This window comes from Bacillus sp. FSL R9-9834 (assembly GCF_038006905.1).
GTDB classification, from domain to species: domain Bacteria; phylum Bacillota; class Bacilli; order Bacillales; family Bacillaceae_G; genus Bacillus_A; species Bacillus_A pacificus.
Genome location: NZ_JBBOWD010000001.1, coordinates 1,385,712 through 1,405,663 on the forward strand (window position 1 = coordinate 1,385,712; position 19,952 = coordinate 1,405,663).

Genomic DNA, 19,952 nt, shown 5'->3' on the forward strand with positions numbered 1-19,952 from the left:
AAAAAAAGTTGGTCGAAGGAAAGAAGGGGAAGTATGTCAGAACGGATATATAATAAACTTGTCTTGTATGCAAATATTTTGCAAAAAATTGGTGTCATCAATGAGAAGGAAAAAAATGAAATTCTTCATACGATAGGTAAAAAAGCTCTTTGAATAAAGGGCTTTTATATTTTTTACCTTTAAAAATATAAATTTAATGTAATATTCTCGTTGACATCGATAATGATATTCATTATCATTTATTTATGAGTAATTGATAATGTTTATCAATTATAAAGATTATATATGATAGGGGATATTATTTTGAAAAAAAATTATATGAAGGCGCTAGTAGTAGCGACAACATTAGCAATTCCATTTGCTGCATACTCTACTCCAGCGTTAGCAGCAATAAAAATTGAAGCAAACCAATCGGTAGCGGCAGCTAGTGAACGTACATACGATACTGAGATTAAAATATATAAGGATCAAAAAGATGAGCCATCTATGGTTTCTCAATATATAAAAGATCCTAAAGTAACGATTGCGGACGGGAAAAAAATTGTAACTGTAACAATGCAAGATAGCGATTATTTTCAATACCTTAGAATAGAGGATAAAAACCAACCTGGCGTATTTCATGATGTAAAAGTTTTGTCAGAAGATAAGAGGAAGAATGGAACGAAAGTGGTTCAATTTGAAATTGGCGAGTTTGAGAAGAAGCACAATATGCAAATGCATATACTTATTCCGGCTATTGGATATGATCACAAATATCAAGTTCAATTTGAAATTAAAGATCCAACTGTAGGTGACAAAGAAACAGAGAAACCAGATGATAACTCTAATTCCGGCAATACGGAGACGGATCATCCAGTTGATAATCAAAATATGATAACAGATAATAAATTAAGAGAGCTTGTTAATAAAAAGGTATTTAATAGAAAAGATTTAAATACACCAATCACGAAAGAAGAGTTATTACAAGTAAAGGACTTGTTTTTAAATACGAATGAGATACTGGATTATAGTGCATTAAAATATATGCCAAATTTAAAATCTTTAACAGTTGCGAATGCGAAGATAAAAGATCCATCATTCTTTACGAGCTTAAAACAATTGAAACATTTAGCTTTACGTGGTAATGAATTTTCAGATGTAACACCAATTGTTAAGATGGATAATTTAGATTCTCTTGATTTAAGTAATAATAAAATTACGAACGTTGCACCACTAATTGAAATGAAAAATGTAAAAAGTTTATATTTATCAGGCAACCAAATAGAAGATGTAACAGCATTAGCGAAAATGGAACAACTAGATTACTTGAATTTAGCAAATAATAAAATTACGAATGTTGCGCCATTAAGCGCGTTGAAAAATGTAACATACTTAACTTTAGCAGGTAATCAAATTGAAGATATTAAACCGTTATATTCATTACCTTTAAAAGACTTAGTATTAACACGTAATAAAGTAAAAGACTTATCCGGTATTGAGCAAATGAAGCAATTAGAAGAATTGTGGATCGGGAAAAATGAAATAAAAGATGTTACTCCTCTAAGTAAGATGACACAGTTAAAACAATTACACTTACCTAACAATGAGTTAAAGGATATTACTCCATTATCAAGTCTAGTAAACTTACAAAAGCTTGATTTAGAAGCGAATTATATTTCAGACTTAACACCAGCTAGCAATTTGAAAAAGTTAGTATTCTTAAGTTTTGTTGCAAATGAAATTCGTGATGTTCGACCAGTTATAGAACTAAGTAAAACAGCCTATATCAATGTTCAAAATCAAAAAGTATTTTTAGAGGAAACAGAAGTAAATAAAGAAGTAAAAGTACCTATATACGAGAAAGATGGTAAAATCTCTACAAAAATTCGTTTAAAGAGCGAAGGTGGTACGTATAGTAATGATGCAGTTAAGTGGAGTACACCAGGTGAGAAAGTATATGAATTTGGTGTAAAAGATCCATTTGCGGATACAGGAATCTTCTTCACAGGATCTGTGATTCAAAATGTGGTAGAAAGTAAAGAAGATAACACTTCTAAAGAAGACAATAATTCTAAAGAAGATGAAAAAGTAGGAGTAGTAGAATTTAAAGATGTACCAAAAGGACATTGGTCAGAGGAAGCAATTCATTATTTAGCGAAAGAAAATATTTTCAAGGGATATGGAAATGGACAATTTGGATTTGGGGATCGTATTACTCGTGGACAAGTTGCGTCTTTAGTACAAAGGTATTTGAAATTAGAAAATAAAATAGAGCAGAAAGAGAGATTTACAGATACGAAAGGACATATGTTTGAGCAAGATATTGCTACAGTTGCGCAAGCTGGAATTATGCAAGGAGATGGTACTGGGGAGTTTCGTCCAGATGGAGTATTAACTCGATACGAAATGTCTGTAGTATTATATAAAGTATTTCAGCTAAAAGAAGATGAAAATAATAAAGTGAACTTTAATGATGTACCAACTGGTCATTGGGCAGAAGAATATGTGAAAGCGTTAGCGGACAATAACATATCAAAAGGTGATGGAAAAGGAAACTTTTTAGGTGATGATTTTGTAACACGTGAACAATATGCACAGTTCTTATATAACGCAATAATGAAATAAAAGATGAGAAAATACGTTATTCTTTGATTGAAAAAGAATAACGTATTTTTTATGTATAAAATGAAATAGTCAATATACAGGAGTATAGACATATGAATAGCCCTTTTTAAAGAAGAGACGTGAAACTATATTGACAAAAAGGCGTTCTCATGTGATAATTCAATTAAATTTTTAGAATAATCAAAAAATACTCCTTTTACATAGAAAGGATTCGAACATTATATGAATATTACGCCGGGGGTGACGAAATGTTATTTTTTCTAAAGAAATGGAATGAATTAAAAGATGTGAAATCTGAACTAGCACTTCGTGATTGGTTTTATGGTACAAAAATTAGCTTATCACTTTGTACGTCAAAAGAGCCGTTAACTTTTTTAGTAAACGTTGAAGGAAGAGATAAAGGGTTATTTTCAGAAGAAGATTTTATTGTTGTAAACTGTATGTGTGAACCAGTATTTGAAAATGAAGAAAAACCAGCTGCGGAATCATTTATGCATGCAGATATTTATAAAAAAAGTAGTGCAGAATGTATTTTACAAGTACAGACTGTAGATAGTCATTTAATATCAGAGTTGTATGGAGAAAAAGGGGAAGTAACATTCGATAAACGTAGCGTGGAACGTGTTTTTGGAAAAGAAGGTATAACAGAAATGACAATTCCCATTGTAGAAGATGAGAAAAAATTCGCTGATTTATTAGAAAATAATGTTCCGAATTTTAGTGAAGGTGGAGGAGTAGTTCTCGTTCATAATTATGGCATGATTGTGTGGGGAAAAACTCCAGAATACGCGAAAAAATGGTTGGAGGGTATAGAATATTTAATGAACTACCATGTAAAATTGTTAATGATAAAAGGCGCAAAGAGTTCTGTTATATGAAATGTTTGTGATTTCGTTACAAATCCACAAACGAATGAAAGCGTTTTAAAAATAATTTTACTCATAAAATATAGGTCTCCTTATTATATATAGATTACATGTTGACATGTAAGGAGGAACATATTTTGCGAGTTAAATATCATTTTCTGCCAAAACAGCAAGTAACATTTTGCAAAATGAACGATTCAGGTAAGAAGGCTCTGCAAATTATGAATGAAACGGGATTTCGAGCAATCCCTGTATTAGCAGAAGATGAAAAGAAATTCATGGGGATTATTTATAAAGTGGATCTTTTAGAAAAGAAGTGTAATGGTGGATTAGAGGAATTAAGTACGGAACATATGCTAGAAGATTCCGCTGCATTTATTTTTGAAAAGGACTCTTTTTTCAGAGCATTTTATGTTATTCGTCGTTTGCCGTTTTTAGCGGTACTAAATGATTATAATGAATTTGTTGGCATCTTAACTCATTCCAATATATTTGATGTTATTGAGGATTCATTTGGTATGCGGACGGGTGGTTATATATTAACGATTGCAACACAAGATTGTAAGGGAACGATTAAAGAACTTGGGACATTGTTGAAAGCATTTCATATCGGTGGACTATTTACGCTAGATAACGGCGATCAATATATTCGCCGCGTTATTGTCAATATAACAGATGAGTTAAATGAAAAAAGATTAAAGCAATTAATCGAAAAAATAGAGAAAAAAGGATTCAGGGTGAGTCATGTAGATTATATTTAAGATGAAAAGGAAAGGGAGCAATTTGCTATATGCAGATTGCTCTCTTTTTTAGTTTGAGTCATGAATCTTATTTTGAAACAGGAGGCGGAGATAATGCTAAATCGGATAAAAAAATAAAATCTGCATGTTCACGAATTTTAGGAATAGAGGTTTCTATAACACGTGATGTAATTTCACCTGGAGGCCCAACATGTCCGATAGCTACCATAATCGGTTTTTCTTGAAGTTTTTTAATGAGTAATTGGGCTTGTTTTGAAATATGTGCCGCTGTGTACACGTCATCAAAAAATAATTGATTTTCAATAATTGGCACTCCTAATTCTTTCCCGATTTTTGGGACGACACTCTTAGGATTTGTTTTGCTATCTAAATAAAATAAACCGTGTTTTTTACAAGCTGCAAGTATAAGTCGTACAATTCTTTCGTCTGCAGTCACTTTTGATCCCATATGATTATTCATCCCAATTGCATGTGGCACTTCTTGAATCGCTTGTTCGAGTCGATTATTTATTTCTTCGTCGCTTAAATCAGTTGTAATTGCTTTTGGTCCAAGCCATTCTTTTTTACCTTTAATTGGTTCCATTGGCATATGTATAATAACTTCGTGTCCTTTCTTATGAGCCGCTATCGCATCTTCCTTTGTGGAAGGAAGAAAAGGCATAACAGCAACAGTTAGTGGAATAGGAAGTGATAACATTTTATCAGTTCCTTTCATATTATTGCCGAAGTCATCAATGACAATAGCTACTTTATTTGTATGAGCCTTGGTCTCAACAGGAAACAAGAAAGATGGTAAAAACATAGTCAAAATAAGCAATGCAATCGTATATTTGCGCATATAACTATTTCCTTTCTATATTATCAATCACCATTATGGTTTGCGTTTTTATATAAATTAAACAAAAAATGTCGAAGAAAAGTATATGGAAAATAGGGAATCCGCTATTTAATTGGTGTTTGTAAAAAAAGAAGATGAAAAAATTGTCTATTATTGCGAATGTATTTACAAAGATAGAATAATTTGTAATAATTCTCAAAGTGAGGGTAAAGATTTGTAAATTACAGGGAGAAAATGTTAAATTTTCTGATTCTTCAAATTCAAATATGATAAGCAGTTAAAAGTTCAATGGAGAAGTGAAGTAGAGAGCATGGAAGTATAATAAGGGGGATATGAATGTTTACTGTAAAAAGGAAGTACACATTAGAAAAGCTTTCACGTGATATTCATATGAAACGTGAAGAGATGATTCAATTAGGTTTAACGAGTGGGTTAAATAGTACGGAGACGATTTAAGTGAGTCAAGAATTGGACAAGCTTATTTTACAGTACCAGTGTTATAAAGAAAAACAAACACCAAAATGGTTATCAATTATAAAGGTACCTATTTTTCAAATTGGGTATGAAGGGAAATCAAGTAATTTTTGGCGAATGCTTGTGGCTGGTTTTATGAAATAAGTATAATTACCCTTTAGGGATAAGGATAATTATACTATGTGTAACGGAATTTCGATATGAACTGTCGTTCCTTCGTTTTCTATACTGTTAATAAAAATATGCCCGTTGTACATCTCTATAATTCGTTTACATATGACAAGTCCAAGACCTGTTCCAGTATCTTTATTAGTAAAGAACGGATGAAAGAGGTGTTTTTGAATATGTTTTGGAATCCCTTTTCCAGTATCTATAATTTGCAATTGTGCGTGTGTTTCATTGTTTGTTACGAAAATAGTTAGTGTATCGCCAGAAGTCATAGCTTCAATTGCATTTTTTGTAATGTTTAAAACCACTTGTTTCATATGGTCTTTTGAGCACCGGATATGAACAGGACGGTCTGGCAAATGTAAATGGAATACAATATTATGTAGATTCGCCTCAGATTGAATAATTAATGCTACCTCATTTAGAATGGTTCTCACATCATATGTTTGTTCGATGATTGCAGTTGGCTTTCCAAGAATAAGAAATTCACTTACAATTTCATTAATTCGTTCTATTTCTTGTTCGATGATGGAAAAATAGAACTGATCTTGTTCATCTTTATATTTCTCTTTTAATAGAGCGACGAGCCCTTTAATTCCGGTAAGTGGATTACGGATTTCGTGGGCTGTACTAGCTGCAAAAGTTCCAACTAATTCAATTTTTTGTAGTTCATTTTGTTGTCTTTCCAGTTTTGTTTGTCGTTTTAACAACATATATTGAGCGAGTAAAAATAAAATTGACATTAAAAATAAAGTAGCTATACATTCTATGGCAACCCACTGGTTTAAAGTTTTTTGATGAATAGGTAACGGAGAAACAGAGACCTTCCAATCTAATCTTTGGAGTGGAGTAGTAAGCATATTAGAATGAGCATCACTTGTTTCGTTATTATCATCGTTTAGAAAAACTACATTATACTTATCAGTTACTTCAAAATGGTATTGTGGCTTAATGGCATTTAAAGATGATGAAATGTAGTCAAAGCGTAAACTTGCTAACAATAAGCCTGAGAGCTCCTTCTGTTTATTGAAAATGGGGGAAGCAATCATAATAGCTTGATGGCCAAGAACACGATCTGTAATGACGGATGATACAGTTGTTTTCTTAGTTTGTAATGCGTTTTGAATATATTTACGATCTGAGACATCAACAGGTGGTCGGTCACCTTCCGATGCGATTGTAATGATACCTTCTGGTGTAGCGTAATATAGACCAGAAAAATGTGCATCGTTTCCATCCGTATCATGTACAATTTCTTTCATTCCATTAATATTTCCAGTCTCGGTTCCTACGACCTTTGCGAGCATTTCTAGGGCAGAAATTGCTTCGCCAAGGTGGTGATCTAAATAGTCTCTATATAAAAAGAGAACCGTATGGGCAACTTGTTTATTTTCTTGTTTCATTTTATACGAATGATATGAATAAAATGTAGCACCAATCCCTATTGTTGGTAGGATAACAAGCAATATATATATAACTATGCTGTGGAATTTGAATTTCAAATTTGGTACTCCTTCTTTTTTATTATCATTATATATAAACTATGTTAAAATTGTCATGTTTTTATTCAAGAATCATTCATAATATATTTGGGGAGAGGTAATGAATGAGTGAATACTCATTCGGAATTTATATGAAGTACTATTTTGTTCTTTTTATTACTGAGAATTTAAGTGAAGGGTTGAAAGTTGTATGACATCAAATAATGAACGAGAAGATATTTCTCAATCTTTAAAAGTATTTATTGCATTATCTCGTGTACATCGTTCTGTTATGGATACTACAAATAAGTCTATACAAAGTAACGGTTTAAATCCAACTGAGTTTGCTGTATTAGAACTGCTATATCATAAAGGCGGTCAACCACTTCAGCAAATTGGTGAGCGTATTTTAATAGCTAGTGGCAGCATTACATATGTTGTAGATAAGTTAGAGAAAAAGGGACTAGTAAAAAGAATTCCGTGTCCGAATGACAGACGTGTTATTTATGCACAATTAACTGAATCTGGAGAGAACTTTATTGCTTCTATTTTTCCAGGGCATGAGCAAGTTATTCATCAGTCTTTTGAAATGTTAACGAAAGAGGAAAAGGACGAATTACTTGATCTATTAAAAAAGATTGGAAAGTATGAAAAGTAATAATATGTTCCAAAGGAGCTTTGGATAAAGAAATCCAAAGCTTTTTTGTTTACATGTAATGATGGCAGTATATGCCATATTTTGTTGAAGAATAAGAGGAGATTTGGAAGTAAGCATTGAATTATAGTAAGGATGCATATAATGGAGAGGAGGCTCGTTCATGTCATTTAAAGACTATGAATATAAAAGGCCAAATATTGAAGAATTAAAAGAGAAGTTTACAGCTGCTTTAGAGAAGTTTGATAACGCAAAAACTGTAGAGGAACAAAAACAAGTCATTCATGCAATTAACGAAATTCGTAACGATTTTGGTACAATGGGGAATCTTTGTTACATTCGTCATTCTGTTGATACAACAGATGCTTTTTATAAGGAAGAGCAAGATTTCTTTGATGAATTCTCTCCAGTTGTACAAGGATATGGTACAAAGTATTATAATGCGTTAATTCATTCTCCATTCCGTGAAGAATTAGAAGCGTATTATGGGAAGCAATTATTTGCTCTTGCGGAGTGTGATTTAAAAACATATTCTGATGAAGTCGTGAAGGATTTACAATTAGAGAATAAATTGTCTTCACAATATACACAGTTATTAGCATCTGCAAAAATTGATTTTGCAGGAGAAGAAAGAACGTTATCACAGCTTATTCCATTTATGCAAGGGAAAGAGAGAAGTGAACGTAAAGCAGCAAGTGAGGCGTATTACGGATTTTTAGCTGAGAATGAAGAAGAGTTAGATCGTATTTATGACGAGCTTGTTAAAGTGAGAACGAAAATCGCCAAATCTTTAGGTTTCAAAAACTTTGTTGAACTTGGATATGCAAGAATGTACCGTACAGATTATAATGCGGAAATGGTAGCGAATTATCGTCAGCAAGTGCTAGATTATATCGTTCCCGTTACAACGGAATTAAGAAAACGTCAACAAGCGCGTATCGGTGTAGAGAAGTTAGCGTACTACGACGAAAACTTTGAATTTCCAACAGGTAACCCAACTCCAAAAGGAGATGCGGATTGGATTGTTAATCATGGAAAAACGATGTATAAAGAGTTATCGGCTGAAACAGATGAATTTTTCAATTTCATGTTAGATAATGATTTATTAGATTTAGTTGCGAAAAAAGGAAAAGCTGGCGGTGGATATTGTACATATATTGAGAATTATAAAGCGCCGTTTATCTTCTCGAATTTTAACGGAACGTCTGGTGATATTGACGTATTAACACATGAAGCAGGCCATGCTTTTCAAGTATATGAAAGTCGTAAATTTGAAATTCCAGAATATAATTGGCCAACATATGAAGCGTGTGAAATTCACTCTATGAGTATGGAATTCTTCACATGGCCATGGATGAAGTTATTCTTTGAAGAAGATGCAGATAAATATTATTTCTCTCACTTAAGTTCAGCACTTCTGTTTTTACCGTATGGTGTATCTGTTGATGAATATCAACATTATGTATATGAAAATCCTGAAGCATCACCAGAAGAGCGCAAGACAGCATGGCGTAATATAGAGAAAAAGTATTTACCGCATCGTGATTATGAAGATAATGATTATTTAGAGCGCGGTGGATTCTGGCAACGTCAAGGGCATATTTATAGCTCCCCGTTCTACTACATTGACTACACGTTAGCACAAATTTGCGCACTGCAATTTTGGAAACGTGCAAGAGATAATAGACAAGAGGCGTGGGAAGATTATGTGAATCTGTGCCAACAAGGTGGAAGTAAATCATTCTTGGAACTAGTAGAAGTTGCAAATTTAACATCACCATTTGCTGAAGGCTGTGTGAAAAGTGTTATTACAGAAATTGAAGCATGGCTACAAGCAATTGACGACACAAAATTGTAAAAAACATGCGCTTTTTTTCACATGTTTAACATCGACATAACGAGAAAATGATGAGATAATAAAAGAAAATTCAGAATACTAAAGAGGTGTTTCTAATAAGGAGCACCTCTTTTCACCAACAAAAGGGGGGAAAGAAGTATGCTTCAATCTAATATGGATGTGAGTTTAGAAAGTTTGGTGAACTCATTACAGTCTACCCGAAGCACGCTATTATCAGAAATTGAAATGTTAAATGATACAGAAGTGAATGTAAAGCCACGTCGTGATAAATGGAGTATTATTCAAATTTTGCATCACTTGCATTTAGTTGAACAATCTGTCACGTCTGCCCTTGCATATGCTTTACAAAAAAATGAAAGAAACACGACTCCATTTAAAGACCTCCAACTTACGCTGGATCGCACACATAAACGAGAAGCTCCTCAGCAAATGAAACCAACAGAAACGCTAATGAAAAAACAGCAAGGAATTCAATTACTAGAACATTCACGACAAGAACTATTACACACGCTTCATAGTGTTTTAGATGAAAAAGATCTATTTGAAAATGGATTAAAGCATCCTGTTTTTAATGATTTGAATTTGTATCAGTGGGTTCAATTTCTTGATTTGCATGAACAAAGACATCTTACGCAGTTAAAAGAGGCGAAACACGCAATTTTACAGCGATAATTAGAAGGAAGTGGGAGACCACTTCTTTTTCGTATGTGCATAGTTTTTCTTCTTATTTTGGAATACTACAGAGAGAAAGATAAGAAGGAGTTGAAAAGTATGTCCAAGAAAAAGAAAGAAGAAGAGCGCGCATGGAAAGCACGTAAAGAAAATCAAAAACCACATGGCAAAGTGAAAGCTTTTGCTGAATTAGTTGAAGGAACAGAAAAAACGTGATGAGTATTTCATCACGTTTTTTGTATGAGTGGAAAAGTTAATAAGAAAGTTGTACCTGTACCTTTTTCACTTATAATATCAATTTTTCCGTTCATAGCTTGCACAACACTGAATACGACCATCATTCCAAGACCAGTGCCTTTTTCTTTTGTTGAGTAGAAAGGGGATCCAAGGCGTTTTACTTGTTCTTGATCCATACCAATTCCTGTATCTTTTATATACAATTGTATATGTTTATGTTCTGGAACTAAAGTAAGTACGAGATCACCGCCTGTAGGCATAGCCTCAATACAGTTTTTGAAAATATTTAATAAACATTGGTTCAGTTTTTGTTTTTCACCAGCAATAAAGAAAGATGTACTTTGTTTGATGTAGTGGATACGAACATTTGTTAAATTAGCAAGAGGTGTGATTAAAGATAAGGCATGCAATAATTCTTCCTCTACTTGTAATTGTTGTTCTTTTTCAATACTTGGTTTCGCAAAAGTTAAGCAGTCTGTAAGAACATGATTTGCTTGTTCGATTCCGTTGATGGCTATGTCGATATATAATTTTCGCTCTTGCTCAGTGCATGTATCTGACTGCAAAAGTTGTAAAAATCCTTTTGTTGAAGTTAATGGATTGCGAATCTCATGAGAGATAGACGCTGCCATTTCGCCGATTAAATGGAATTTTTCAGCATTCATAAGTTCGTTTTGAAGACGAACTTGCATTTGTAGTATATGTAGCAAATATAAGATAAGAATTGTTCCAATTATTGTACATATTTCGTACACGATAATATGTGGTATGTAATCTGCGCTATTTGTAACCTCTGAAAGGAAAGATGGTATCCAGCCCAAGCCAAATATGAGACTGTAAAAGATAGCGAGTGCTATTTTTATACGATTAGAACTGCGGTTAAATAGTTTGTATGTTAACAGTAGAACGATAAACAGTAGAACCGAGGCGATAAGGGATGGAAAGACACCAATTCCGCCTAATAAAAAGCGATATATGTTTAATACAGCTAAGATGGAAGCACCGGCAATAGGACCTCCTGTTAATGTACCGACAATTAATACGATATGACGCATATCAAATTGAAATCCATAATTTGTTTTTGCTCCGAAAGTAATACATAGTATGGTAGCGAGGCAACATAATGTAATAAATATAGTTGAATTTAATTTAGGAGAACGTTTCCCTTTTTGATTCCAAAATAAATGGTATACGAGCATTGTAACAAGGATGAATAATATATTTAAAAAGAGATAAATAATAAAGGGTTTCAGTGGGATGCCTCCTCTCTTCTCACATTAGATTAATCATACTATAAAATGCAAGAAATGAAATGCGAAATAGCGGAAAAATCAGAAATTTTTTCTGGTAGTATACAATATGTTACAATAAGCTTTGTCAATGAAAGAAGGAATTCCGTGTAATGCACGGGAGAGGTTCGCGAACTCCCTCTATAAAAAACTATGGAAACAACAATATCATTAGGTATTGTTTTGTTTTTTTATTGTGACAGTTCAAGAACGTTCTTTCTTCTTATTCGTAGTAGAGAAGGAGAATGAGTGAAATGAAAAAAGAAAAGGCAGTTGTTGTTTTTAGTGGAGGACAAGATAGTACGACATGTTTATTTTGGGCAATAGAGCAGTTTGCAGAAGTAGAGGCTGTAACGTTTAATTACAATCAACGTCATAAGCTAGAAATCGATTGTGCAGCGGAAATTGCAAAAGAGCTAGGAATTAAACATACGGTACTAGATATGAGTCTATTAAATCAACTTGCTCCAAACGCGTTAACGAGAACGGATATGGAGATTACACATGAAGAAGGGGAATTACCATCGACGTTTGTAGATGGACGAAATTTACTATTCTTATCATTTGCTGCTGTATTAGCAAAACAAGTTGGAGCACGTCATATTGTAACGGGTGTATGTGAAACTGATTTTAGTGGTTATCCAGATTGCCGTGACGTGTTTGTGAAATCGTTAAACGTTACTTTAAATTTATCCATGGATTATCCGTTTGTGATTCATACACCACTTATGTGGATTGATAAAGCGGAAACATGGAAATTATCAGATGAACTTGGAGCATTCGAGTTTGTTCGAGAAAAAACATTAACATGTTATAACGGAATCATTGGTGATGGTTGCGGTGAATGTCCAGCATGTCAACTTCGTAAAGCAGGATTAGATACGTACCTACAAGAACGCGAAGGGGCGAGTAACTAATGGATAATTTCTTTGGATTTCGCATCGTAGAAAATTTGCAAAAAATGGACAAGGATATTCAGCGTAAACAACTTAAATATCATAATAAAAGAGTAATGGTCAGCAAGGAATTTACATTTGATGCAGCACACCATTTACACTGTTATGAAGGGAAATGTAAAAACTTACATGGTCACACATATAAAGTTGTATTTGGGATTAGTGGATATGTAAATGAAATCGGTCTTGCAATTGACTTTGGAGATATAAAAGAAATTTGGAAGAATGAAATAGAAATTTATTTAGACCATCGTTATTTAAACGAAACGTTACCAGCGATGAATACAACTGCTGAAAATATGGTCGTTTGGATTTATGAAAAGATGGCAGAAGTGTTAACAAAAGATAATCGTGTGAATGAATATAAAGGAGCTCGTGTTGAATTTGTTCGTCTATTTGAGACTCCGACTAGTTATGCAGAAGTAAGACGGGAGTGGATGCTCGATGAGTAAAATCCCTGTCTTAGAAATATTTGGTCCGACTATTCAAGGTGAAGGAATGGTTGTAGGACAAAAGACGATGTTTATCCGTACAGCTGGCTGTGATTATAGCTGCGCTTGGTGTGATTCTGCTTTTACGTGGGATGGATCGGCTAAAGATCAAATTAGACAGATGACAGCGGAAGACGTTTGGAATGAGCTTGTAGAAATTGGCGGCGAAAATTTTTCTCATGTTACGATTTCAGGTGGAAATCCGGCATTGCTGAAAAATATTGAGTTTCTTCTTTCTATATTAAAAGAGAATGGAATGCGAACAGCAATCGAAACGCAAGGGAGTAAATGGCAAGATTGGTTACTTGAAATTGATGAGATAACGATTTCTCCAAAACCACCAAGTTCGACAATGAAAACTGATTTTCAGAAGTTAGATGCTATGATTCAGAAACTAGCAGGAAAAGATATTAGTTTAAAGGTAGTAGTATTTGACGATTATGATTTCGAGTATGCAGTTAAGATGCACGAACGTTATCCACATGTACCATTTTTCTTACAAGTAGGAAATGATGATACAAAAACTGTGGATGATGCGATGTTGATTAAAAAGCTATTAGATAAGTATGAGTGGTTAATTGAAAAAGCAGTTAATCGTAAAGAAATGAATAATGCAAAAGTATTGCCGCAGCTTCATGCGTTAGTATGGGGAAATAAACGCGGAGTATAATGAGAAGGGATGTTTAAAATGGCAGGAAGATTAGATGAAGATTTAAAAGATGTAACATTGTTAGGAAATCAAAATACAAAATATTTATTTGAATATAGCCCAGAAATTTTAGAGGTATTTGATAATAATCATCCAAACCGTGATTACTTTGTTAAATTCAATTGCCCTGAATTTACAAGCTTATGTCCGAAAACAGGCCAACCGGATTTTGCAACAATTTATATTAGCTACATTCCAGAACAAAGAATGGTAGAGAGTAAATCTTTAAAACTATATTTATTTAGTTTCCGCAATCATGGTGACTTCCACGAAGATTGTATGAACGTTATTATGAATGACTTAATTAAATTAATGGATCCACGTTACATCGAGGTATGGGGTAAATTCACACCACGTGGAGGGATTTCCATTGATCCTTACTGCAACTACGGTCGCCCAGGAACGAAGTATGAACAAATGGCTGACTACCGCATGATGAACCATGATTTATATCCAGAAACAATTGATAATCGTTAATATATAATAGAAAGAAAGGATCTGTATAACATACAGATCCTTTCTTTCTATTATATTATGCATTTTGATTAATGACAGTATAGTTTTTATGACTAACAACTGTAAGAGGTTCCATATCTAGTTCTCTAAAATTCTCCATAATTGTTATATCTACAATAACGGAGTTTTGATTTACTTTTTGAACACGGCCTTGCATTCCACCTTTAAATTCAATGATATCTCCAGTTTCTGCGATCTGCATAAGCAACTCTCCTTGTTACAGTTTTCCCAAAAAAGAATAATTTTGGTTTTTTTATTTCTTCCTATTTTGAACCATATTGTCCATTTTGTAAATGTTTCCAAAGTAAAAATTCGAAAAACATTCACTTTTTGTAAGAAAATATGCAAGAATGTCATGTTATTAGAAAAAAAGAAGGGTTTAAATGCAGACATCTTTATATAGGGGTATAATAAAAATATACAATAACCTACTAAAGTGGGAGAAATTAGAGGCGGTAAAATGATGTTTGAATTTGTGGGGAGTGTTATAGCATTAATTTTATTTGTATTTTCTTATATACATTTAAAAAAGATCCGTCATCATGAAACGACTACATATTTTGATGGGATGGATGGGATACATGCTGGGGTCACAAATGAGAGTGGCGTGGATATGTAAAGGTGTATAACTTTCTTTTTTTGCGTGGTATGATATGTAAAAATAGTACATAATAGAGTTCGTAAGTGATGAATGGAGAGTGGAAAGAATGAAGATTTCTTTTATTCGTCATGGTCGCTTAGACCGTACTATAGAACCAATGACGGTTACATTCTTTCGTGAATGGATGAAAGGATATGACTTACATACTATAACAGAAAAAGCACCTATACCAACGGAAACAAGGGAAGCGGTTGAAGCGGCAAAATTGATTGTAACGAGTGATCAAAGGTGTGCTGTACAGTCAGCAGCTGAATTAACGGATTCTTTATCTTTTATCCAAAATTCTCTTTTTAGGGAAGCTGAAATTCCGACGAGTTTTTATGCTCCAAAATGGTTGAAGTGTAAACCTAACGTATGGATGTTTATCGGACGAACAGTATGGATACTTGGTTACCATAAAGATGTGGAATCTTATAAGGAAGTAAGAGAGAGGGCAAGACAAGCGGCTTACTTATTACATCGTTATGCTCTCGTACATGGAAGTATTGCTCTTGTAGGTCATAATTATATGAATGTAATGATTGGTGCCGAACTGAGAGCGATGGGATGGTCTGGTTCTCCTATTTTGCACAGAGAGCCATGGGGATGTACAACATATACGTTTCATGAGGCGATGAATGGAAATGTATTGAATACGAATTTAACATAAAAGCACACGATTTATATAAATCGTGTGCTTTTTTTAAGATATAGAAATTTTGATGTTTAATGGCTTTATGAGATGTGCATAAGGTTCGCCTACAAGCATGACGATTTGATCTTTTTTATAACCTAGTTTTTCGTATAATGAATAGGCGCGTTTGTTTTCTAAATTAACAAGTAATGCGATTTTTTCATACTCCTTTTCAGTTGCATGTATTTCAGCAGCTTCAATTAATTTAGAACCAATTCCTTTTCCGCCATATGCACTTGAAACGGATAAAGTATCAATGTAATATTCATCAAGCTCGGCTTCTTTTTCTAACGTAATCGATTCATCTTTATGTAATTCTCTTAAGTGACGTACAATTGGTGCATCAAGCTTTGTTGCTTCACTACCGTGATAAGCGACAATAACTCCAACTGCACCCCCGTCTTGCTCATATACAAAACAGTTTTCATAGCTCAGTCGATTTCTCTCTTTTGAGAACCATGTTTCAAGTCCTAGTAATACTTCTGTCTCAACTGTGCTACCTGTGATTTTTTCAGCAATTTCGTGCAGAGCGTTATACAATAAAGGTGCTACCAGTTTCGCATCTGTCTTTTTTGCTTTCCGAATCATAGTATCCCTCCTAGTTCTATTTATATATTGTAGCATAGTGGTATGGAACTTTGCATAATGGAATGATGAAATGATTGATATAGAGAAGTAGCTATGTTAGTATATGATATTTAGTGGACATCTACTAACGATATCTTTTTTGAAAAATAATGAAAATGAAATGAAGGTATAGCATCTGGATAATTTTACAGTTGTTGACCTATAGAATATAAGATAAAATAAAATATTGCATAGAGGTGAAATACATGGATAAAGAATTAGCAAATACAATTTTGGATCAGCTGAAAAATGGTGAAATAAAGGAGTATGTTGTTACGAAAGATGTATTTTATACGTTCAGAGAAGTTTTAGTAAATCGAGAAGACTTTAAACATTTCATTGGTAACGCACAGCGCGGCGGACAGGTCATTTATACATATTCAGAAACGCCACGTTCGTAACTAAAAGAATATAGGGAGGAGACTTATGGGCGATTTTAAACAAGGCATATTACCGCATTGGGATTATATGTGGAAAGATAGAGCCGGAAATCGATTTATGGGGATGGTCATATATCCAGAGAAACGAAAGTGTTCGGCAAAAATGCTTCAGAAAATAAAAAGAGCATATGAAGAGGCTGTAGAAATTAAAGTAACTGTACAAGTTCAACATACATATCAGTACGTTGAAGGAATGATTGTGTACTTTGATGAAGAAGCTCCTGTATGTACAATGATTGATAAAGATGAAAATCCACATCATATATTTGTAAAAGATATTTTGCGTATTGAGCACTCTGAATAATCTTTTCATAAATAAGTTGAATTTCCATAATGATAATCTTTTTCTATAATAGTTATCTTTTAGTATGTAACGCGAACTGAAAGTATATGTATAATATTGAATAAAGCAAAGTTGATAAATGTAATCGTTTTTTAGAACAGATTATCGTTTCATGTCTGTTCTTTTTTGCGTGATGCTGGAGAAATATATTCCTCCAGCATTTGCCGTTTTATGACAAAATATATTGTTAACTTTTTTAAAAATAAGGTTAAATTCGTTGACAACTTTTTTGAAAAGCACTTTATTGACATGAGTTTTAGAATGTTGTTTCATAGTCATTGTATTGAAAAAAATCGACGGTCTTGTCGAAAAGTAAAAGTTAAAAAAAGAAAGAATTTATACATATATCTTGTGTCTTATTTTGAAACGTAATACAATATATAGAGAAATCAAGAAACAACATACAGAGAGTATAGATTGAAAAGGGAGGGTCGGAAATGTTAGTTGCATATGATTCTATGACAGGAAACGTGAAGCGTTTCATCCACAAATTAAATATGCCGGCCGTTCAAATTGGTGAAGATCTAGTAATAGATGAAGACTTTATTTTAATTACGTATACAACAGGTTTTGGCAATGTACCAGAACGTGTTTTAGAATTTTTAGAGCGCAATAATGAAAAATTAAAAGGCGTATCTGCAAGCGGCAATCGTAACTGGGGAGACATGTTCGGTGCAAGTGCTGACAAAATTTCTGCTAAATATGAAGTGCCTATTGTATCAAAATTTGAGTTATCAGGAACAAATAACGATGTAGAATATTTTAAGGAAAGGGTGCGGGAGATTGCGACACATTGAACTGAATAATGAAATCACGCAAATGCAGGACGGTTTTTATCAGCTTCATAAAGATAAAGAGGCATTAGAAGTCTTTATGGAAGAAGCTAGAGAGAATACCGTTCATTTTAATAGCGTGGCAGAGCGAATGGAGTATATGAAAGAACATGATTACTATTACAACGTTCTGGACGAGTATAACTTGGAGGAAGTAGAAGAGGTATATAACATCGCTTATGGTGAAAACTTCGAGTTCCAATCTTATATGGCAGCATCTAAGTTTTATAAAGATTATGCGTTAAAAACAAATGATCAAAAACAATACTTAGAAAGCTATGAAGATCGTGTAGCAATTGTGTCATTATACTTAGGACGCGGTGATGTTGCGAAGGCAAAACAATTCGCAAGCATGATTGTCAAACAAAACTACCAACCAGCGACACCAACCTTTTTAAATGCGGGAAGAAGCAGAAGAGGAGAAATGGTGTCTTGTTTCTTGTTAGAGATGGATGATAGCTTAAATTCAATCGGCTTTAACATTAATACTGCAATGCAATTATCAAAAATCGGCGGTGGAGTAGCTTTAAACTTATCTAAGCTACGCGCACGCGGTGAGCAAATTAAAGGTATCGACAACGCTGCAAGTGGTGTAGTACCTGTTATGAAGTTACTTGAAGATTCGTTTTCATATGCGAATCAGCTTGGCCAACGAAAAGGTGCCGGAGCTGTATATTTAAACATTTTCCATTGGGATATTATTGAATTCTTGGATTAATTGGTAGTCCCTCTATACAGTAATGTGTATGAGAAAACCTTGTGAACCTAACCAATAGGGTGTCGCATTAGCGGCTAACGGTATCAGTTGAATAAGGGGTAAAAGAAAAAGAACCCGCGAAGAAGCTGACTAAGAGAGCCTACGGTCCATGTACGTGGATAGCAGGTAATACCGTGCCAAGCTTGGAAGAAATGCTATTTGGGTGAAGTGGAATCTTATATTCACCGGAGGCGAGATTCCATGAATTGTGGAATTTATTTGATAATTAATAAGGAAAATAGGAAGTTTTATATTGGTAGTTCTAATAACTTTCCTAATTATCAATACTTTCAAGAAGGTGTAGAGACTATCGAACGCACGTCATTAGACGAAAGCTAGTAGAGTAGGCTGGAAATAGGTACCAGTCGAAGTGCAAGGCAACCAGTTGCAGGTTGATGATATAGTCCAACCTTCATAGAAATATGAAGACGAGTTGACCAAAAAAATAAATGCCGATGAGAAGAGCCGTATTCAGTCTCTATCAATCGGAATTATCGTTCCAAGCAAGTTCTTTGAGCTTGCTGAGAAAAACGAACCTTTCCATGTTTTCGCGCCTTATACAGTGTATAAAGAATACGGAAAGCATTTAGATGATATTGATATCGATGAAATGTACGATGAATTAATGAGCAATCCGAAAGTGAAGAAGAAGCCGCTAGATATTAGTGCACGTGATATGCTTATTAAAATTGCTATGATTCAGCTTGAGTCTGGTTATCCGTACTTAATGTTTAAATCAAATGCAAATAACCAACATCCATTGAAGGATATTGGAACTGTGAAGATGTCCAACTTGTGTTAAATATGTAGCACCTTCTAGTAGAAATGCTAGTCGAAAACTCCGTTAAACGGGGAAAGCCTCAAATTTGAGGTAACCTACCGTGCTAAATCTTATCTTAGAATGAAAATATAAAAGTTCAGAATGTATCTTATTATTTTGTATAGCAGAGTTATGGGACAACATAAAGTAATAAGAGACTTTCTGAAAGATATTAAGATAAGTAAAAGCCTAACGACTATCCCTTATGGGAGTAGAGCGCAAG

22 protein-coding genes, 3 pseudogenes and 1 riboswitch are annotated in these 19,952 nt (G+C 33.8%); of the genes and pseudogenes, 20 read left to right on the top strand and 5 right to left on the bottom strand.

The window, feature by feature from the left end; all coding sequences use genetic code 11:
• Window positions 1-285 precede the first annotated feature (285 nt).
• The 3 genes from MKY00_RS07220 (at window position 286) to cbpA (ending at window position 4,231) form a co-directional block, all read left to right on the top strand.
• A complete protein-coding gene (locus tag MKY00_RS07220) occupies window positions 286-2,604 on the top strand; it encodes an NEAT domain-containing leucine-rich repeat protein (RefSeq protein ID WP_074585547.1) in 2,319 nt (772 codons plus the stop codon).
• 248 nt (window positions 2,605-2,852) lie between these two features.
• Window positions 2,853-3,482, top strand: a complete 630-nt coding sequence (locus tag MKY00_RS07225; RefSeq protein WP_000895997.1) for a class II aldolase/adducin family protein — start codon at window positions 2,853-2,855, stop codon at window positions 3,480-3,482.
• A gap of 125 nt (window positions 3,483-3,607) precedes the next feature.
• Window positions 3,608-4,231 (top strand): cyclic di-AMP binding protein CbpA, encoded by a 624-nt coding sequence (cbpA, locus tag MKY00_RS07230; protein ID WP_001264217.1) that lies wholly within the window; start codon window positions 3,608-3,610, stop codon window positions 4,229-4,231.
• Window positions 4,232-4,298: 67 nt separating this feature from the next.
• On the opposite strand, the gene MKY00_RS07235 is transcribed toward cbpA, so the two are convergent.
• Entirely contained in the window at window positions 4,299-5,069 is a 771-nt protein-coding gene (locus tag MKY00_RS07235) for a divergent polysaccharide deacetylase family protein (RefSeq protein ID WP_016716945.1), read from the bottom strand.
• A 336-nt stretch (window positions 5,070-5,405) separates the two neighbouring features.
• On the opposite strand from MKY00_RS07235, the pseudogene MKY00_RS07240 reads away from it, so the two are divergent.
• Window positions 5,406-5,687: pseudogene (locus MKY00_RS07240) on the top strand (Spo0E family sporulation regulatory protein-aspartic acid phosphatase).
• Between the two features lie 29 nt (window positions 5,688-5,716).
• On the opposite strand, the gene MKY00_RS07245 reads toward MKY00_RS07240, so the two are convergent.
• Window positions 5,717-7,213, bottom strand: coding sequence for a DUF3149 domain-containing protein (locus MKY00_RS07245; protein WP_016716946.1), 1,497 nt, complete (start codon window positions 7,211-7,213; stop codon window positions 5,717-5,719).
• Window positions 7,214-7,403: 190 nt separating this feature from the next.
• Here MKY00_RS07245 and MKY00_RS07250 point away from each other — a divergent pair, with 190 nt between their 5' ends.
• From MKY00_RS07250 to MKY00_RS07265, 4 genes are all read left to right on the top strand, one after another.
• Complete coding sequence (locus MKY00_RS07250; RefSeq protein ID WP_000203340.1) at window positions 7,404-7,850, top strand: MarR family winged helix-turn-helix transcriptional regulator; 447 nt, start codon at window positions 7,404-7,406, stop codon at window positions 7,848-7,850.
• Between the two features lie 160 nt (window positions 7,851-8,010).
• Complete coding sequence (locus MKY00_RS07255; protein ID WP_016716947.1) at window positions 8,011-9,705, top strand: M3 family oligoendopeptidase; 1,695 nt, start codon at window positions 8,011-8,013, stop codon at window positions 9,703-9,705.
• A gap of 138 nt (window positions 9,706-9,843) precedes the next feature.
• On the top strand, window positions 9,844-10,377 hold the full coding sequence (locus MKY00_RS07260) for a DinB family protein (RefSeq protein WP_000941965.1): 534 nt from the start codon (window positions 9,844-9,846) through the stop codon (window positions 10,375-10,377).
• A 99-nt stretch (window positions 10,378-10,476) separates the two neighbouring features.
• The gene (locus tag MKY00_RS07265; RefSeq protein ID WP_000038254.1) at window positions 10,477-10,593 is read left to right on the top strand and encodes a DUF6254 family protein; all 117 of its coding nucleotides are present in this window, start codon (window positions 10,477-10,479) and stop codon (window positions 10,591-10,593) included.
• Between the two features lie 11 nt (window positions 10,594-10,604).
• On the opposite strand, the gene MKY00_RS07270 is transcribed toward MKY00_RS07265, so the two are convergent.
• Window positions 10,605-11,813, bottom strand: coding sequence for an ATP-binding protein (locus tag MKY00_RS07270; protein WP_016716948.1), 1,209 nt, complete (start codon window positions 11,811-11,813; stop codon window positions 10,605-10,607).
• Between the two features lie 207 nt (window positions 11,814-12,020).
• Window positions 12,021-12,064: riboswitch (PreQ1 riboswitch) on the top strand.
• A gap of 93 nt (window positions 12,065-12,157) precedes the next feature.
• Between MKY00_RS07270 and queC the strand changes: the two genes are divergently transcribed.
• From queC to queF, 4 genes are read left to right on the top strand one after another with little or no spacing between them, the layout of a single operon-like run.
• Window positions 12,158-12,820 (top strand): 7-cyano-7-deazaguanine synthase QueC, encoded by a 663-nt coding sequence (queC, locus tag MKY00_RS07275; RefSeq protein ID WP_000711596.1) that lies wholly within the window; start codon window positions 12,158-12,160, stop codon window positions 12,818-12,820.
• Window positions 12,820-13,311, top strand: coding sequence for a 6-carboxytetrahydropterin synthase QueD (queD, locus tag MKY00_RS07280; protein WP_016716949.1), 492 nt, complete (start codon window positions 12,820-12,822; stop codon window positions 13,309-13,311). The genes queC and queD overlap by 1 nt, the downstream gene beginning before the upstream one ends.
• Entirely contained in the window at window positions 13,304-14,020 is a 717-nt protein-coding gene (queE, locus tag MKY00_RS07285) for a 7-carboxy-7-deazaguanine synthase QueE (protein WP_016716950.1), read from the top strand. The genes queD and queE overlap by 8 nt, the downstream gene beginning before the upstream one ends.
• An 18-nt stretch (window positions 14,021-14,038) precedes the next feature.
• Complete coding sequence (queF, locus tag MKY00_RS07290; RefSeq protein ID WP_000918895.1) at window positions 14,039-14,536, top strand: preQ(1) synthase; 498 nt, start codon at window positions 14,039-14,041, stop codon at window positions 14,534-14,536.
• Window positions 14,537-14,591: 55 nt separating this feature from the next.
• Here queF and MKY00_RS07295 read toward each other — a convergent pair whose 3' ends face one another.
• A complete protein-coding gene (locus tag MKY00_RS07295; RefSeq protein ID WP_001165081.1) occupies window positions 14,592-14,777 on the bottom strand; it encodes a YkvS family protein in 186 nt (61 codons plus the stop codon).
• Window positions 14,778-15,011: 234 nt separating this feature from the next.
• Between MKY00_RS07295 and MKY00_RS07300 the strand changes: the two genes are divergently transcribed.
• Complete coding sequence (locus MKY00_RS07300; RefSeq protein ID WP_016716951.1) at window positions 15,012-15,194, top strand: hypothetical protein; 183 nt, start codon at window positions 15,012-15,014, stop codon at window positions 15,192-15,194.
• An 88-nt stretch (window positions 15,195-15,282) separates the two neighbouring features.
• A complete protein-coding gene (locus tag MKY00_RS07305) occupies window positions 15,283-15,885 on the top strand; it encodes a hypothetical protein (RefSeq protein WP_016716952.1) in 603 nt (200 codons plus the stop codon).
• 33 nt (window positions 15,886-15,918) lie between these two features.
• Here the strand turns inward: MKY00_RS07305 and MKY00_RS07310 are convergent, their stop codons facing one another.
• Window positions 15,919-16,497: a GNAT family N-acetyltransferase gene (locus tag MKY00_RS07310; protein ID WP_016716953.1), complete on the bottom strand. Its 579-nt coding sequence runs from the start codon at window positions 16,495-16,497 to the stop codon at window positions 15,919-15,921.
• Between the two features lie 245 nt (window positions 16,498-16,742).
• On the opposite strand from MKY00_RS07310, the gene MKY00_RS07315 reads away from it, so the two are divergent.
• The 6 genes and pseudogenes from MKY00_RS07315 to MKY00_RS07340 all read left to right on the top strand — a co-directional run.
• Window positions 16,743-16,937: a hypothetical protein gene (locus tag MKY00_RS07315; RefSeq protein WP_000356683.1), complete on the top strand. Its 195-nt coding sequence runs from the start codon at window positions 16,743-16,745 to the stop codon at window positions 16,935-16,937.
• Between the two features lie 25 nt (window positions 16,938-16,962).
• Entirely contained in the window at window positions 16,963-17,280 is a 318-nt protein-coding gene (locus tag MKY00_RS07320) for a hypothetical protein (protein ID WP_016716954.1), read from the top strand.
• A 476-nt stretch (window positions 17,281-17,756) separates the two neighbouring features.
• A complete protein-coding gene (gene nrdI, locus MKY00_RS07325; RefSeq protein ID WP_000959450.1) occupies window positions 17,757-18,116 on the top strand; it encodes a class Ib ribonucleoside-diphosphate reductase assembly flavoprotein NrdI in 360 nt (119 codons plus the stop codon).
• Window positions 18,103-18,867: pseudogene (locus tag MKY00_RS07330) on the top strand (ribonucleoside-diphosphate reductase subunit alpha); the annotation flags it as partial. The gene nrdI and the pseudogene MKY00_RS07330, both read left to right, overlap by 14 nt.
• Before the next feature lie 210 nt (window positions 18,868-19,077).
• Complete coding sequence (locus MKY00_RS07335; RefSeq protein ID WP_100655561.1) at window positions 19,078-19,248, top strand: GIY-YIG nuclease family protein; 171 nt, start codon at window positions 19,078-19,080, stop codon at window positions 19,246-19,248.
• Window positions 19,249-19,345: 97 nt separating this feature from the next.
• Window positions 19,346-19,708: pseudogene (locus MKY00_RS07340) on the top strand (ribonucleotide-diphosphate reductase subunit alpha); the annotation flags it as partial.
• Between the last annotated feature and the right edge of the window lie 244 nt (window positions 19,709-19,952).

Bases quoted from the DNA above. Each gene is read 5' to 3' on its own strand.
- MKY00_RS07220 (WP_074585547.1), top strand. From the start codon at position 286: ATGATAGGGGATATTATTTTGAAAAAAAATTATATGAAGGCGCTAGTA.
- MKY00_RS07225 (WP_000895997.1), top strand. From the start codon at position 2,853: ATGTTATTTTTTCTAAAGAAATGGAATGAATTAAAAGATGTGAAATCT.
- MKY00_RS07235 (WP_016716945.1), bottom strand. From the start codon at position 5,069: ATGCGCAAATATACGATTGCATTGCTTATTTTGACTATGTTTTTACCA.
- MKY00_RS07250 (WP_000203340.1), top strand. From the start codon at position 7,404: ATGACATCAAATAATGAACGAGAAGATATTTCTCAATCTTTAAAAGTA.
- MKY00_RS07255 (WP_016716947.1), top strand. From the start codon at position 8,011: ATGTCATTTAAAGACTATGAATATAAAAGGCCAAATATTGAAGAATTA.
- MKY00_RS07260 (WP_000941965.1), top strand. From the start codon at position 9,844: ATGCTTCAATCTAATATGGATGTGAGTTTAGAAAGTTTGGTGAACTCA.
- MKY00_RS07265 (WP_000038254.1), top strand. From the start codon at position 10,477: ATGTCCAAGAAAAAGAAAGAAGAAGAGCGCGCATGGAAAGCACGTAAA.
- MKY00_RS07270 (WP_016716948.1), bottom strand. From the start codon at position 11,813: ATGCTCGTATACCATTTATTTTGGAATCAAAAAGGGAAACGTTCTCCT.
- queC (WP_000711596.1), top strand. From the start codon at position 12,158: ATGAAAAAAGAAAAGGCAGTTGTTGTTTTTAGTGGAGGACAAGATAGT.
- queD (WP_016716949.1), top strand. From the start codon at position 12,820: ATGGATAATTTCTTTGGATTTCGCATCGTAGAAAATTTGCAAAAAATG.
- queE (WP_016716950.1), top strand. From the start codon at position 13,304: ATGAGTAAAATCCCTGTCTTAGAAATATTTGGTCCGACTATTCAAGGT.
- queF (WP_000918895.1), top strand. From the start codon at position 14,039: ATGGCAGGAAGATTAGATGAAGATTTAAAAGATGTAACATTGTTAGGA.
- MKY00_RS07295 (WP_001165081.1), bottom strand. From the start codon at position 14,777: ATGCAGATCGCAGAAACTGGAGATATCATTGAATTTAAAGGTGGAATG.
- MKY00_RS07305 (WP_016716952.1), top strand. From the start codon at position 15,283: ATGAAGATTTCTTTTATTCGTCATGGTCGCTTAGACCGTACTATAGAA.
- MKY00_RS07310 (WP_016716953.1), bottom strand. From the start codon at position 16,497: ATGATTCGGAAAGCAAAAAAGACAGATGCGAAACTGGTAGCACCTTTA.
- MKY00_RS07315 (WP_000356683.1), top strand. From the start codon at position 16,743: ATGGATAAAGAATTAGCAAATACAATTTTGGATCAGCTGAAAAATGGT.
- MKY00_RS07320 (WP_016716954.1), top strand. From the start codon at position 16,963: ATGGGCGATTTTAAACAAGGCATATTACCGCATTGGGATTATATGTGG.
- nrdI (WP_000959450.1), top strand. From the start codon at position 17,757: ATGTTAGTTGCATATGATTCTATGACAGGAAACGTGAAGCGTTTCATC.